Origin of the sequence: Pseudokordiimonas caeni (assembly GCF_026719705.1) — a bacterium.
GTDB lineage: Bacteria > Pseudomonadota > Alphaproteobacteria > Sphingomonadales > Kordiimonadaceae > Gimibacter > Gimibacter caeni.
This window is the reverse complement of sequence record NZ_JAPPRR010000001.1, coordinates 1827272-1841499: the sequence shown is the minus strand read 5'-3', so window position 1 is coordinate 1841499 and position 14228 is coordinate 1827272. Positions and strand designations below refer to the sequence as shown.

General features: G+C 60.0%; 13 protein-coding genes. 2 read left to right on the top strand and 11 right to left on the bottom strand.

Annotated elements, in window-relative coordinates; genetic code table 11:
• Positions 1-5 precede the first annotated feature (5 nt).
• The 11 genes from OU694_RS08315 to OU694_RS08265 form a co-directional block, all read right to left on the bottom strand.
• The gene (locus tag OU694_RS08315; RefSeq protein ID WP_308910519.1) at positions 6-3575 is read right to left on the bottom strand and encodes a baseplate J/gp47 family protein; all 3570 of its coding nucleotides are present in this window, start codon (positions 3573-3575) and stop codon (positions 6-8) included.
• The gene (locus OU694_RS08310) at positions 3572-3970 is read right to left on the bottom strand and encodes a GPW/gp25 family protein (protein ID WP_308910518.1); all 399 of its coding nucleotides are present in this window, start codon (positions 3968-3970) and stop codon (positions 3572-3574) included. Before OU694_RS08310 ends, OU694_RS08315 begins: the two co-directional genes overlap by 4 nt.
• 23 nt (positions 3971-3993) lie before the next feature.
• Positions 3994-5727 (bottom strand): phage baseplate assembly protein V, encoded by a 1734-nt coding sequence (locus tag OU694_RS08305; protein WP_308910517.1) that lies wholly within the window; start codon positions 5725-5727, stop codon positions 3994-3996.
• The gene (locus OU694_RS08300; protein WP_308910516.1) at positions 5724-6422 is read right to left on the bottom strand and encodes a CIS tube protein; all 699 of its coding nucleotides are present in this window, start codon (positions 6420-6422) and stop codon (positions 5724-5726) included. Before OU694_RS08300 ends, OU694_RS08305 begins: the two co-directional genes overlap by 4 nt.
• 13 nt (positions 6423-6435) lie before the next feature.
• On the bottom strand, positions 6436-6645 hold the full coding sequence (locus OU694_RS08295; protein WP_308910515.1) for a DUF5908 family protein: 210 nt from the start codon (positions 6643-6645) through the stop codon (positions 6436-6438).
• Between the two features lie 10 nt (positions 6646-6655).
• A complete protein-coding gene (locus tag OU694_RS08290) occupies positions 6656-7114 on the bottom strand; it encodes a phage tail protein (RefSeq protein WP_308910514.1) in 459 nt (152 codons plus the stop codon).
• Between the two features lie 6 nt (positions 7115-7120).
• Positions 7121-7567, bottom strand: a complete 447-nt coding sequence (locus OU694_RS08285; RefSeq protein WP_289502963.1) for a phage tail protein — start codon at positions 7565-7567, stop codon at positions 7121-7123.
• A 47-nt stretch (positions 7568-7614) separates the two neighbouring features.
• The gene (locus OU694_RS08280) at positions 7615-9753 is read right to left on the bottom strand and encodes a phage tail sheath family protein (protein WP_308910513.1); all 2139 of its coding nucleotides are present in this window, start codon (positions 9751-9753) and stop codon (positions 7615-7617) included.
• 23 nt (positions 9754-9776) lie between these two features.
• A complete protein-coding gene (locus OU694_RS08275; protein WP_308910512.1) occupies positions 9777-10568 on the bottom strand; it encodes a hypothetical protein in 792 nt (263 codons plus the stop codon).
• Positions 10565-11140, bottom strand: coding sequence for a Pvc16 family protein (locus OU694_RS08270; RefSeq protein ID WP_308910511.1), 576 nt, complete (start codon positions 11138-11140; stop codon positions 10565-10567). Before OU694_RS08270 ends, OU694_RS08275 begins: the two co-directional genes overlap by 4 nt.
• A 210-nt stretch (positions 11141-11350) precedes the next feature.
• A complete protein-coding gene (locus OU694_RS08265) occupies positions 11351-12406 on the bottom strand; it encodes a LytTR family transcriptional regulator DNA-binding domain-containing protein (RefSeq protein ID WP_308910510.1) in 1056 nt (351 codons plus the stop codon).
• Positions 12407-13099: 693 nt separating this feature from the next.
• Between OU694_RS08265 and OU694_RS08260 the strand changes: the two genes are divergently transcribed.
• Positions 13100-13588, top strand: coding sequence for an Hsp20/alpha crystallin family protein (locus OU694_RS08260; protein ID WP_308910509.1), 489 nt, complete (start codon positions 13100-13102; stop codon positions 13586-13588).
• A gap of 70 nt (positions 13589-13658) precedes the next feature.
• Complete coding sequence (locus tag OU694_RS08255) at positions 13659-14165, top strand: Hsp20/alpha crystallin family protein (RefSeq protein ID WP_308910508.1); 507 nt, start codon at positions 13659-13661, stop codon at positions 14163-14165.
• Positions 14166-14228 lie beyond the last annotated feature (63 nt).

Sequence of the window (14228 nt, the reverse complement as noted above, 5' to 3'; positions counted from 1 at the left end):
CCCCTTCATGCCGATTGCGCCGCTCGGGGCGGCTGTTCGGCAGTGGATGACATCCGGTGGCGGAACGACGGGGAAAGCACAGCCCCCGGGTGGCAGGCTGTGACAAAGGCGGTGTTGGCATCCCCGAGAGGCGACCTGAAAGACAAGGCCGGAATTGCGGAGATGAAAGATAGGCCCATCAGGGCCTTGCGGACGGGATCGATATCCAGCGAGCCACCAAGGCGCAGGCCTCCATCGGTCAGGGCAGCGTCGGCGATTGCCCTGTTGATCGCCTTGATCGTCAGCCCTTCCCAGCGGATCGGATCGGCATAGCGATTCAGTTCAAGGGTCGTGTCAACGGTCACGGGCTGATAGCGCGGCGGCATGACATGCACTTCCGCGCCCATCGGAGAGATGATGGCAACCATCTGCCTGATATCGTCACATAGAGGCGGCGGGACGGGGGCCCGCAGGCTGCCGCCTTCGAAAGCGGGTCGGCTCGCCACCACAATCAGCAAATGTCCTGCAGCCCGCGCGCCGTCAGGGCGTGTGGCCGGGATGCATTTGGCGCGCTCAATCGACGGAAAGGCTGCAAGGATCGCGTGCTCAATGTCATGGGCGGATGCGTTTCTGTTCCGGCTGCGGAGCCGACGGGCCGCGGCCGCGGCAAAATGCGCCAGATTTTCACCCGACTTGCCGCCGTAGGATGCGTAGGGCTGTTGGACGCTCGTTACGGCGCTGGACGGTTTTGCCAGCCGCTTGACGGTGCCTTTCAGCGGCGGGGCATCCGGCAGCGCGGTATCGGCAGCATGGTCAAGGCGCGCACCATTCACATGGATGCCTGCGCAGCGGCGCTGCACCGGCTGGTCGCCGCGCACCAGCGCCCGCAGCCAGTAAAGACCGTCGGATCGGGTTGCCGGCAGGTGCAGGGTCAGGGCACCGCTTCGGGTAAGGTTGGCCGTATGATCCAGCCCGCGCTCTGTATCGTCGAGCGGCCGCCAGGTTTCGCCGTCAAGCACCGACCATTCGACAGCGGTGTCCGGCGCCGTGCAGTCCATGTCGACAAAGGGCAGGTCAAACAGCAGGCTCAGCGGCTTGGTGACATCAAGCCCCGAAAAGCCCAGCCTGACCTCGTGCCCTCGATCCGGACGCGGCATCAAGGTGGCAAAGTCTAGGCGCGAAACCCTGCCGCCGGGGCCCACATGCTGCAGGGTGACGGGAGATGCCGGGTCGTTCAGGTCCGCTTCCAGCAAGCCGCTCAGATCAAGTGTCAGATTCTGCATCTGGAAGGAGCATGGCTGGGGCACCTTCAGATGCTCGGGCGGACGCCTGTATCGGATGAAGCGGCGCAACAGGGTAAGCGGTGCAAGACGGGCTTTTCGCTCCAGCCCCAGCGCCAGTGGCTGGGCCCGGTCGCTGACGGGGATGACGACAGGAATGATGAAGGCGTGAACGAATGCCCGAACGCTTTGCCTTAGCCAGCGGATGGGATGCCAGCGACGGTCCTGCCGCGAGGCTTCAGCTAGCATCTGGCCATAGAGATCATGCCCGAAGGCGAAAGGCGGGGTTTCAAGGGTCAGGGTCGCCCCGGCAACGGCTGATGTGGCGGCGCTTTCCTCTGCGGCATGAGCTTCGACCGCGGCACTGCGTCCGCCGTCGAAATTGGCGCGTCCCGTCATCACCGGCTCGCCGGTGGCATCACTTGCGATCAATCGCATGGCATAGGGCCGCCGGTCACGCGCACTGCGGGTCAGGCGGCGGTAATAATGCGCGAAATAGTCTATAAGGCTGTCGGGCATCCCGGTCCAGTTCCAGGAAAATCTCAGCCCTGAAAGGCTGTATCCGGCCTCGAAGATCGGGGTCCAGACGGTGAAGGCCCCCTTGTTTTTTGGAGGTGCCCCAAAGGGGGCAGCGAGGGTTGCAGCAATCCGCTGGCCTTGTTGAAGCCCTTCGTAAAGCTCGGTGATGCCGGTGGCTTCGATGCCAATCGCCACTTCTTTGATGGCGCAGGTGGTGAATTCAGGTGCCGCCAGCCCCTGTGCCAACCGGTGGGTCAGGAACTGCAGGCCCGGGCCAGCTGACGGCTCACCCGTTTTTGGTGGCGCGGATACTGCGGGCAGGGTCAGGCAAAGCGTGAGGATGAGGCGGCCATCGGCGCGGGCCTCACAAGCGGCCGTCACGTCTTCGTCCGGCAAGGGAAGCAGGCCAGTGCTGCTCATGCAGGATACCTCAAACAGGGTCTGGCGGCTGCCGTTCTCCGGCAAATGCTCGCTTACTCCGTTTTGCGCAAAAACATCGACAAGGCGGTGGGCTCCCGCCGCAGAAGCCGGCTCAAGGCTCAGCGTGACCGTCATCTGTTTACGACCTGCTGGCAGGTTAAACGGGCGGCCGCTGAGGATGAAGCCGAACCGGTCGGTTTCATCTGCTTCCGGGTCGGTGCTGAGAAAGGGCCAGGCAGTTTTGGCAGCCGTCCGGTCGATGCGGTTGCCTTCGAGCGTGCCGAGCGCGTTGGGTGCCACCGACAGGCTTTCGATTTCCACAAGCTTGGCCGTCGATAGAAACAGCGGATCGGCCAGCGCATACTGGATTGGTTTGCCAGCTGCTGTGGTGCCGCCCTCGAAGCGCGTCCCTGCCGGCACATAGCTGCCACCGGCATCTTCAGTAGCGCCAAGCACCACATCCACCTTGTCAGCGACAGGTGCGGCGGGCCGGAGCCCGAGCCAGTCGCGATAAAGATAATGCATGTAGCGTGCTGGTAGCCCGTTCAATTCTTCCGCTACCCGGTCATACATGGCGATGAAAGCCAGAATGAGGGCGATGTGAGGGGCGACAGCCCCACCTTTCTGGATCAGGGTCCGGACTTCCCCGACAGCGATATTGCGGACCCCTGCATCAAGGGCGTCGATGGCGGCGAGGCACTGAAGCAGCAGCCGTGCCGTCTCGCTGCGACGTTGGTCGGGGGCTGTGATGCCGGTGAGGCTGCCATATTCTTTGGGAAGCCGGGAGGCGGCAAAGCGCTGCAGCGACTGCGGCAAGGGGTGCGCCTCGCCCCAGAAGATGACTTTGTGGAGTGCGGCGAGTTCAGCGGCCAGCCGTTCGGGGTCATCCTTGCGGCTATTGGTGCCCGACGAGCCATTGTCATTGCCACGGGTGTTGATCCAGTCCTGCAGGACTCCGAGCCTTGCACCAGCCTGATCGATAAGTCGGTCGGCACGCTGGTCGAGAGCCGTTCGCCGCGTCGTCGGGTCAAAGCAGCCATCGCTGCCGATGCAATCTTCAAGGAGCGACAGATAGTCGGCGGGCAGGGGTTTCGCCTCGTCCTCGAAGCGAGAAGGCGGCTCGGTCGCGACGAGGGCGAGGCGGGCGGTAGGGTCTTCCGAAAGTCGATCGAACCAGGTACCGACGCGGCTGTTGTTGTCGTCAAAAAAGGGCAGGGCCCGGCCCAGGCGAATGATCCGCGCCAGCTGGTAGCAGGGGTCACGCACCTCAAGGGGCGCGGCATCGGGCCGTGGGCCCTCGCGTTCGAAATGCAGGCGGCTGAGGCCGGGCCAAGCGTCACGGCGCGCGGCTGAAACAGGGGTGGGGACGCCTTTCATGCCGGCTGCCCTCCCTCAAGATAAAGCGGGTAAACAATGTTGCCGACCTTCGAGGTCGTGCGGACCGTATAGACAATGTCGAATTCGATCAGGCCAATGGCGGTGTCTGCACGGTATTCAACACTGTTGAGGTCAATCCGGGGTTCGTAGCGGTTGATGGCAATCTGGATCAGGTTGCGCAGATAGCGGCACAGGCTGTCGTCCAGTTCTTCGAACAGATAGCGGTGCAGGTCACAGCCGTAATCAGGACGCATCGGGCGTTCGCCGGGCGTGGTGCCCAGCAGGATGATCAGGCTTTGGACAATATCTTGCTCCAGCGTCACCATCAGGGGGGCGGCCCCGGTGCTGGTGAAGGTCGGCGGGAAAGCCCAGCCCTGACCGACGATGGATTTCATGTCCTGCTTCACGGTTGCTGGCCCTAGTTGATCTGGACGATGGCACCCTTGACCACGGTGTTGGCGCCGCTTGTCCATTGTGCGCCAAGGCCACCGTTGCCCTTGATTTCCATCGATGCGTCGAAATTCACATTGCTTGCCGACCCTTTGAACGTGCCCGCAGAGGCAGACACGGTGAGATCGGCGGCGCTTGTCATCTTGATGCCACCGGAATCCATGGTCAGGCTGTTGCCATTCTGATCCTTGATGGTGACCGAGCCCGCCTTGTCGTCGAGGCAGATCGATTGTCCGCCCTTGGTGCTGAGCGTGACGGCGGGGTCCTCGTCATTGAAAACGAGCTTCAGGCCGGCTTTCGTATAAAGGCCCTGAACATAGTTATTCTCGTCGGCAGGGGTGACAGGCGCCGCGCGGTTCTTGCTGTAAAGCTTGCCGAGAACCACAGGCGAGGCGGCGTCTGCGCCGACGAACCCGACAAGTACCTCATCGTCCACATGCGGCATGAAGAAGCTGCCCCGGTCACTGCCGGCTGCCAGCATGGCAACTCGTGCCCAAACGGGTTGTGCTTCGGCGCCATAGACCAAAGGCAGCATGACCTGCACGCGGAACAGGCCTTCCGGGTCCTCGGAAATCTTGGTGACCTTGCCAAGGTGCAACTGTTTCAGAAGCCGCTCCGGCATTCTTTCGATGCCGCCAGTGTCATAGATCCGGTCCATCAGCCAGTCGCGGGCGAGCCCCGTTTCAACGATGGTTTCCCAGCCGCCGTCGGCAAGGATATGCGTCACGGCCGAGACCAGCGCCGCGCCGTCGAAAAGGGTACTGAAACCCTTCAGCTGAAGGGTGTCTCCGGGGGACACAGCCTGACCGACAAGGCGGGCTGTGCCCTGGATCTTGGCGAGGCGGCTCTGGGTGAGGATGGCGCCGGCGCGGGCTGCGGGGCCGTCAACCGTCCCGCCATATCCGACGGTCAGTTTTGATATGGCCGGCTTCATGTCGGCAGCGAGGCTGGAGGCGGTGATGGAGCCTTGCTCTTTCACACCGGGATCGGTCCCGTCGGAATTGACACTTTGCTGGTTTTCCATGTCCCATGTCAGCGCCTCGGTGGAGGCCAGCTGGTCGCGGCCATCCATGCGGGCTTCGAACGACAGAAGACCTTCGTCGAGCGCTACATTGATGGCGGCCCCGCCGGTCGCCGAAGGCTTTTTCGACTGGATCGTGCCCAAGGCGCTCCAGACAACCTGCGACTGAAGCTGCAGCCGCGCCACCAGAAAGTCCCAGTCGGTGGTCTGGTGTTGCAGCAGCATCGGATATTCCGTGTCTGTCGCTGTAAAGTCGGTGGAGAGGCCATAGGCCCTGGCGACCGTCTGGGCGACATCGCTGTCCTTGACCTTTTCAAAAAGTTTCGTAACCGGAACGAGTGTCATTTTGAAGGCATCATCCCGGGCTTCGACAGTCAGGGACGGGGCGCCGTCCTCAAGTTTCAGCTGCAGGCGGGTGATGCTGCCCTTGAAGGCGGTTTGCAGGTCGTCCCCGCGGCCAATCTGGATTTCAAGGCTGCTGCCAACCTTGAGGCCGGCATTCGTGGTCGCCGGAAGGGGGGGCTTTGCATCGATATCGTCCAGCAGCTGGATTTCGGCATGGCCGATCCGGTTGAACGCATGCCAGATGCGCACCGACCGGACCTCGATCGTTTTGTCGAGCTGGCTGCCGTTCGCGGATATCGTGAACGCGACGGGTTTGTCGGTGGATGCATCGGTCATGACGAGTTCGCTTTCAGCGCTGTGGCTGGCGGCGCACTGAGCGTCTTGTCTGAGGTGACAGAGCGCGAGCTTGTCAGGCCGTTGACCTTGGCAAGTGCGGCGGCATAGCCCGCGCTGCCGTAAGCCGCGGCGGCAAGCTTCGCGAGGCTGCTGCCAGCCGCTGCCGCGATTGCCTTGGTGCCGTCAGGATCGTTTGCCTTTTTCAGGGTTTCGTCCGCAAAAGTCTTCATGGCGGCAGTGATGTTGGCGCGGAGCGGGGTGCCGTCTGTATCGAAAACCGTGTAATTGACGCTGGCGCGTTCAAGCTGGCAATGAATGAAAAGCGCCCCCCAGGAAACCTTGAGATAGGGCGGCGGAGAGGCGGCATCCTTGCGGGTTGTGGTTACGAACCGGAAAAGCTGGACCTGATTCCAGACATAGTCCGCCGCGAGGGTATCGATGCCAAGGGCGCCAGTGCCGTCGAGGAAGAAATTGAGTTCGAACTCTTGTGGTTTGAAATGGTTGAAAACCCGCCCGGTACCATTGTTCCGCCAGGCATTCTGGTTGTTGTAGCAGACCGAGATTGTTTCCTTGATCGTGTCGGGGTTGACGAGTGCCGTGAAGGTTCCGCCAGAGATGGCAGACGCCATGGCCTTGTCGCTGAAAGCTTCGATTTTCAGCTTTGCCAGTTTGCTGCTGATGGGCGAGGCCGCCATACCCGTCACTCCGCTATCGTTCGTTTCGTTGGTCCAGAATCCTGAGGATTTCGGTGATGCACCGCGCCACGATGTCCTTCTTGTCATCCTCCCGAAGTGGCGGACCGCACCCTTCGTCGTCCATCACAGTGACCGGGCCGCCCGTGGGGCCGGGACTGGCTGGGGCATCCTGAACGATGGTTTCGGACGTCGGGAAACGCGGTGATGCCGGGGCCGTTTGCATGGCAAATTCCTCAGGAAAGAAGCGGTGTCAGGCGGCGGAAATAGCGGTACTTCATGTCGAGAGTTTCGATCACCAGATCGCTCTTGGTGGCGTCGATCCCTGTAGAGTTCCAACTGGTGGGCAGGCACCCGGCCACATACCATGCAACCGCCGGATTGCCCTTCTGGTTCTTGAGGCAAACAAGCAGGTCAACCGGCACGAACCTGAACATCGACAGGGCGGCTTCGACCCATGTGACAAAAGCCGAGCTTGTGGTCAGCGACCGCTTCAGGCTAAGCGTTCCGAAACCGACGGGCTTCGGTACAAACAGCGCTTCGGTATTCTGGCCACCTGCCTTGATCTCCTCATAGTCGACCCTCGCTTCAAGTCCGCTGACCTCCTGAAAGCACATGTCCCGGTCCGGGGTCGGAAAGGCCGCAAACTCGACGCTGAAATAGAAGCCCGGTAAAGGATCACTACTGCTCGCCATCGCCTATCAGCTCTTATGTTCGATGGTGAAGCCTTCGTGGGCGATTTCCATGGTTTCGATCGCGACCTCGCTGGCGCCGGCATTCATGGTCGGCCCCTCGATCTTCACAGGCCACGCGCTGACCAGTTTCCATGTCACCACATTCGCCATCTCCTGATTGAGGAGCTGGATGATGAGCGACTGACGGTTGGCGACGTTCCAGAGGTTCTGGCCGATCCAGTCGAAGAAATTGTTCTGCCCGACGATGATCCCGCGCTTCAGCGTCACATTCGAATATTTCTGCCGGCCGGGCATCTTCAGCGGACTGAAGGACTTGTTCATGCCGTGGTTATATTCGATCAGGTCGTTCTCACGCGTGAGCCCCGATACCTCGCTGAAATACATGCTGCCGAGCGTCGATACGGACACCTGGAACAGAAAGCTTGGAATTGGGTAGTCTTTTGCATCTGCCATGGTTGTGGTCCCTAGCTGCGTGACGAATCAGCGATTCGCCCCTCTTCTCAGGATTCCTGCATCTTGTGCATGAACCGCATGATGATGAATTCGGCGGGCCGGACGACCGCCATCTTGATTTCGATAATCAATCGTCCTTCAAGGATGTCTTGAGCCGTCATCGTGCTGTTGAGGCCGACATTGACAACGAAGGCATCCTTGTCGGTGACCCCGGCCAGTGCCCCCTGCATGCGTTTCTCGTGCAGATAGGCCTCGATGCTCGACTTTACCTTCATCCAAAGGTTGGAATCGTTGGGCTCGAACACGGCCCAATAGGTCGATTTCTTGACGGACTCTTCCACCATGTTGAAGAAGCGGCGGACCGAGATATAGCGCCATTCATTGTCGTTCCCCATCAGGGTACGGGCACCCCACACGAGGAACCCTTTGCCAACAAACGGCCTGATGGCATTGACCGATTTGCCGCCCGTGACATCGATGTTGAGCGACTCCTGACCGAACGAGTCGATCTGGTGGGTAAGCGCCGACACCGAGGCCAGGGAAACGTTGGCGGGCGCTTTCCAGACGCCGCGGTCGCGGTCGACAGCGGCATAAAGCCCGGCGATGGCGCCCGAGGGCGGCATGGTACGCACCACACGCTCGGCCCGTTCGACAATGTTGTTATAAAGCGGAAACAGCTTGCGCAGGCTCTGTTCCAGATTGTTCAGATGGCGGTATGCACCTGTCTGGACGCCACTGATCAGCCGCAGCGTGGCCCGAAACAAGGTGTCTGTCTGCGCTTTCTGATCGGGGGTCGATACCGTAACATTTGCGGGTTTGGAAGTTTTCGACAAGGCATAGATAGCCCGCCCCAGATTGCCGAGCTTCGCAGCATCGTCATCCGTTGCAGGTTTCGTGAGGCCGGCGGCTTTGTAAAGGGCGTCGATCCGCCCAAGGATGTCAGCAAAAATCTGCGGATAGTCGGATGAACCGGAGGCGACCAGATCCTCGATGAACGACGCCAGGTGATCATTCACATGCTGACGCACGGCGTCGGCGTTGGCATCGCTCATCAGCCATTTGGCCATGACGACATCGGTCAGCACTTTGAAAGTCAGGTCCTGCAGGGTGCCGAGGATGGTTTTCTGGTCTGCGGCCTGCTTGGCGCTACGGAGCGCGGCCGAAATCTGGTTATAAAGTTCCTGCAGTGTTTTCGGCTTCGCGGGTTTCGGTGCGCTCGGGTCCGGCGTCACACCGGCGGGAGGATTGGGAATCTTGTAACCTGCCACGAAGGCCTCAAGGTCGGAGGTCTGCTGGCTGTTTACAAGATTAGGCATCACGTTCACGAGCGGGGAAGTCGGTGCGAGATTGCCGTAAGTGACCGTCGACATGCGAGTGGCGGTGTCATTCGCTTCGGATGTGTCGCGGATCAGGTCCACGATGCTGGCATCGTCGGTCAGGTCTTCCAGCTGCACCGGCACCTTGTTCTTCGTGATGCGGCTTTGGAAATGGGCGAAGCCGAGCGGCCGGTCCATATCCGCCACGAGATAGGGCGTATAGGCAGCACCATATTTCAGATAGTTTATGCCGACCTTGTCGCGGAATTCCTGGACGCCCTTTTCCCAGCCGCTGGTGCCGCCAGCATCCTCATATTCGTAAAGGTCGAAAATGGCGAAACGGTCCATCAGCGTGTTGCACTGGACCAGTGCCTGCTGTTGGACAGTATAAAGTGACTGATCGGGCAGGTTGACGGCATCGGGCATCAGGATGAGCGTCACTTCGTCCACCTTGGCGGCGAGTTGCAGGCCCTCGATATACTTGTCTTTGGTGATCGCGCCAGAGGCATTGATCGAAGGCAGGCTGAAATCCCCGATCGACAGGATGTAGCAGGCCCCGCCGCCGTTCATGAAGAACATGCTGACGCTGTCATACAGATTGTAGCTGACCACCTGCCGCACGCTTTCCAGCTTGTTCTGGGCATTGATGGCAATATCACCGATACAGGCAGGAGGCTGGCGGCCGAAACGTTCGTGATATTCCATCAGCGACCGGATCTTGATCGGCTTTTTCAGAAGGGAAGCCCCCTGGTACTCGGCAAAACGCGTATGTCCGATGAAGATCGGTATGGCGGTTTCCACCTCGGCAATTGAGGGCGGAAAGAGGGGGATTTCCTCGATGTAGATATCAGGCGTACGATATGCTGGCATGGTCGTCCCTTTCACCAGATGGATCAGACATAGAGAAATGCGTCGGCCCGGGGCGTGGGATCGTCATGAACCATTCGCAGGCTCAAGGGCGACGGCGCGGGCAGGCCACTGAACAGGATTTTCGGATCCCGTCCCTGACGTTCAATCAGGAGGCGGGCAGATTTCAGGCCCTGTTCGGACAGGGGCCAGGGGGTATCTGATTCAAGCGTTTCAGCCTCGGCCAGATCTCGGCGGTCGGGGTCGAGCGGTTTGAACGAAAGGCCGTCCGGCGTTCCGTCGATGAGCATCCGGTTCGCAGGTTGCAGCTCCCGGGTGTTTGAAAGCACATGATACCGCCAGTGAACGCGCCGGGCGGCAAGTGGCAGGGTCCAACGACTGTTGCTCTCCAGAAGGCCCGTCGGGATGATCAGGGCGAGAAAGGCCCTGAGACCGGCAAGCCAGCCCGCCAGATTGCCGAATGCGGCATGTGCCCGTGTCCGGCCGATGGCAAATTTCTTTTGTGCGACGACGGGTTTCGCGGGGGCGCAGCCCCTGCCGGGGCTGTCTATCGGCAGTTCGGTATAGTGGAATACTTCATCGCGGCGCGCCGTGACGGCGAAGATAAGCGGGCCATGCGGCCGGTCGTCGAACCAGGGCTTGCGATCGTTGAAACGGGCGACTTTCAGGCTGCCATTGTCGCTGCGGGCAGCAAGGCCGTGGGCCGTCAGGAGTTGCCCTGTAGCGGGCGAGGGCACGAAGCCGATGTCCGGCTCAATGGCGCCGCCCCTGTAGGCATGGGATGTGACGAGTTCAAACAGGGCAGCGCTGGGCATCATGACCTCCCCATCATCTGGAGCAGCGCTTCCATTGCCCGTGTGCCAAGGCCGCGTACCTGCCGCGCATCCACGACAATCCCTTTCAGGCGGACAATGATCGACGGATGGTAGCGACCCCCGAGGAAAGACCAGACATCTTTCAGGTCCTCAAGGCGGAAAGAGCAAAGCTCAAGGCTCAGCACATCAAGATCCTTCGGCATCGCCGAAGCATTGGCTGCGGTGAGGACAGGTTGCGACCGGATCATCTCGATCGCACAACCAAGGGTCTTGAGCCCCTCGCGATAGTCGCTGAAGTTCGCGGCCAGCATCACATAGGCGGTGAGCTTTGTCGGCACGGTCTGATATGTTACCTGACTGGCATTCATCGTTGTTTTGCCCGGTAGCGGATTGATCCTGTCCTCTTCGAGGTTGATCAGGCTGACACCCAGGGAATTTGCCGGGATTGCGGTACGCCCCTGTTCGTCAACGATCGGGCCGAGCACGGCGCGCGGCTGATCGTCCGGCAGGCCCAGACGGTGGGCGATATAGTCGCTCAGCTGGTGGCGCAACAGCTCCAGCGCTGACTCGATCATGGCCGACCTCCCCTAGGCATTCCCGGCTTACACTCGCAGTGGTAGTTTTTTGAGCAATGTGAAATGAGTGAACCGGGGAGACCGGTGCCGAAGGCCGGTCATCGCCTGCCTAGCCGCCAGGGATGGCCATGAGTGAGTGGCAGGCGAGAAGCGTTGCTGCGCAAGAAGGTGCGTGATCGGAAGGCAAGACTCAGGGGCTGGTAAGGCGCTTCAATGGAACCAGTGAGGGTGGTATGCCCTGACCATGGACAGATAATTGTCCCCGACAGGAATGGTGTGCTGGTGGTGCCTGAGCGTGAACCGGCCATTGCGGCCGTGACTGGCAGCCCAGGCACAGCGTTCCGCCACCAGATAGGATCGGTGGCACTGGACAAAGTCGGCGCTGAATTGCCCGGCAATGGTCTTCAAGGGCGTTTTCAGCAGAAGCTGGGAGGCGCCGCTTGAGAAGACGATCTCGGAATACTGGTTGGCGCCCTTGATGACCGAAATTTCATTGCGGCCATCCTGAATGGCAAGCAGACCCCGCATTGTGTCGATTTCAAGGGGGCGGGTCTGGTCGGTGGCTATGGCGCCGACAAGGGCCACGGCGAAATCGATATCGGCCTGCTGCGGCGGGACGGTATAGTCGACCAGCATTTGAATACCTGCGCCACCGGCAACCGCAACGGCGAGCCGCATTCCGGCAAGGCGATATGGCTGCCCTTCGGGCGGTATCGTGGTCGCGGCAAAGGTCAACATGTCGGGATGGTCGTCATGCACAGGGACGGCCTGGCTGACATGGATGTCATTGGCTAGCAGGGCGGCAGCTGCTGCAGCTGCAGCTGCAACTGAACCATAGGATCCCGCCGCAGCCTGAAACTCACCCAATATTCGGGTACGGCGACGTTCTGCCACGAGGTCAGCCAGCATCCGGAAATGGTTCTGCATCGCGATACGGCTGAGAGGGTAGATGCAGATTTCATCAACATCGGCCGCCAGATATCCAAGGACCGTTTGCTCGTCAAGATAGGGTGGCAGAAAGGCAAGGACGATCAGGGTCCGTTTGCCGAACAGCCGGCGCAGGGCATGGCAGATACCGGCGCCGTCGCTTGCATCCGCCTCATGAGGGACAATCACAACATCGAAGGCAGGCGCAGTGGGGAAGGCGCCACCGTCGAGCAATGCCTCAAGCGCCTGACGGCCTGACGTAACGCACCGCACGTCGAACTGTCGGGGTTGCAGTATCCGGGAAAGGTCATTGTGAAGGTAGCCGTTGCTGTCGATCACCAGGAGCCGCGTCGCACATGTCCGCGCCCGCAGCTCCCTGATGCCGTCTTGCAGCTTCTTTCGCCAAGCGTCAGCAGCCCCCCGCCGGCCCATGGCATCCCCCCGTTCATGTGCATTCCGTGAAAACGCAAGCAATATACAATCATAAATAGGTAATGCACACCCAAAATGGTCGAGCCTTCTGACTACCCGCCGGCGTTGACAGTCAGGCAATTGATGCAAATAAAGGTCCGCCGTAGCGTGAGTCTGATGATCGAAGCAAAGGATGCTGATTCAGGTCATTCTTCTTCATCGGTTCAGAGTGTGCCTCTTGTAACGACGGGGGCCTCGTGACGCCAAAATTCGTGCGCCAAATTTGCGCCAAGCGCATGTAACTGATTGATATCAATAAGAGTCTGGTGCCGGCAGCGGGCACCAATGACTTTAAGTTATTGATTTTATTGTTATTTTTGATTTTTTCCGGGGTTTTCAATAAGCTACCAACATCACTCTTGTCAGTGAAAATGCGTACCGTTCTGATGCGGGGGCAGCGGCGAATACGGGCTGCGCGTCGTGTGCTCCCGTGGTCGTCCGGTCACGAAGAAATTTGGATCCGCCATTGACCGCAATCAATGGCATTTCCAACTGGTCTGTCAGACTGCGCCCCGTCAGCCGCAGTCCCCTGAAATGCGGCGTGTCTGCAAGGAGGCCGCCATGGACGAGCACAGGATTTCCGTTCAATCGCCGCAAGAGAGCTTTGCGCACCGGATACTGCATGATCCGCTGCACCGAATTCATCATGAAGTCGACCGGCTCATTCACGATTATGCGCCGAAGGTGAATGTGGCATTGCCCTGGCGGGGGGGGCATCCTGGCAAGACCTATGTCCGCGCCAATCTTGTCGAGCATGATGAGGCCTTCGAAATACTGGCCGACCTGCCGGGCGTTGTGCCGGGTGAGGTCGATATCCGGCTGTCGGACGATTCACTTGTCATTGAGGGCAACCGGGGCGGCGAACCCGAAGGCCATATGCATCTCCATGAATGTGACTATGGGGCATTTTACCGGGCTGTTTCGCTGCCGGGCGAAGTCGAGGCCGGCAAGATAACAGCGTCGCTCAGGGACGGCATCCTGCAGGTCATTTTGCCGAAATCGAAAGACAAGAAGAAGCGCGAGCGGGTGATCACCGTTCGCGGTGAATGAGACGGGCGGTTTCAACCACCGGCACAAGCCGTGATGAAACGGCTGCCGGTCATCAGAAAAGGAGACAATCATGGCAAGTAGCAATATCACCCCGCGCGGCAATGGCGGTCGTCAGGTGCCGTCGATCTGGGGCAGGGATCCGTTCGAGTCCCTGCATCAGGATATGGACAGGCTTTTCCGCGGCTATCTCACACCGTCCCTGAGAGCCGTACCCATGTTCCCGGATATCGATGTTTCGGTGGCCGACTTCGCCCGCATGGATGTGCGGGAAACCAAGGATGCCCTTGATGTGAAAGTCGATGTGCCCGGCATGGATGTCGACGATATCGATGTCCGTCTCGTCGATAATATCCTGACGATCAAGGGCGAGCGGAAAACGGAATCCGAAGAGAAGCGCGAAGACTATTATTGCTCCGAACGCTCCTTCGGCAGCTTCGTGCGCCGGTTTGAGCTGCCGGTAGATGTGGAAGAGGGCAAGATCGAGGCCTCGGTCAAGCGCGGTGTGCTTACAGTGCATCTGCCCAAATCCGCAAAAGCCAAGGCACACGAGAAGAAGATTGCGATCAAGGCCAGCTGACCCTCCTTCGCCAGCCTTGTCTGCTATAACGCTCCCTCGTTTCGGGGGAGCGTTTATTTTGAA

Coding starts and splice junctions, on each gene's coding strand:
- OU694_RS08315 (WP_308910519.1), bottom strand. CDS start 3,575: ATGAAAGGCGTCCCCACCCCTGTTTCAGCCGCGCGCCGTGACGCTTGG.
- OU694_RS08310 (WP_308910518.1), bottom strand. CDS start 3,970: ATGAAATCCATCGTCGGTCAGGGCTGGGCTTTCCCGCCGACCTTCACC.
- OU694_RS08305 (WP_308910517.1), bottom strand. CDS start 5,727: ATGACCGATGCATCCACCGACAAACCCGTCGCGTTCACGATATCCGCG.
- OU694_RS08300 (WP_308910516.1), bottom strand. CDS start 6,422: ATGGCGGCCTCGCCCATCAGCAGCAAACTGGCAAAGCTGAAAATCGAA.
- OU694_RS08295 (WP_308910515.1), bottom strand. CDS start 6,645: ATGCAAACGGCCCCGGCATCACCGCGTTTCCCGACGTCCGAAACCATC.
- OU694_RS08290 (WP_308910514.1), bottom strand. CDS start 7,114: ATGGCGAGCAGTAGTGATCCTTTACCGGGCTTCTATTTCAGCGTCGAG.
- OU694_RS08285 (WP_289502963.1), bottom strand. CDS start 7,567: ATGGCAGATGCAAAAGACTACCCAATTCCAAGCTTTCTGTTCCAGGTG.
- OU694_RS08280 (WP_308910513.1), bottom strand. CDS start 9,753: ATGCCAGCATATCGTACGCCTGATATCTACATCGAGGAAATCCCCCTC.
- OU694_RS08275 (WP_308910512.1), bottom strand. CDS start 10,568: ATGATGCCCAGCGCTGCCCTGTTTGAACTCGTCACATCCCATGCCTAC.
- OU694_RS08270 (WP_308910511.1), bottom strand. CDS start 11,140: ATGATCGAGTCAGCGCTGGAGCTGTTGCGCCACCAGCTGAGCGACTAT.
- OU694_RS08260 (WP_308910509.1), top strand. CDS start 13,100: ATGGACGAGCACAGGATTTCCGTTCAATCGCCGCAAGAGAGCTTTGCG.
- OU694_RS08255 (WP_308910508.1), top strand. CDS start 13,659: ATGGCAAGTAGCAATATCACCCCGCGCGGCAATGGCGGTCGTCAGGTG.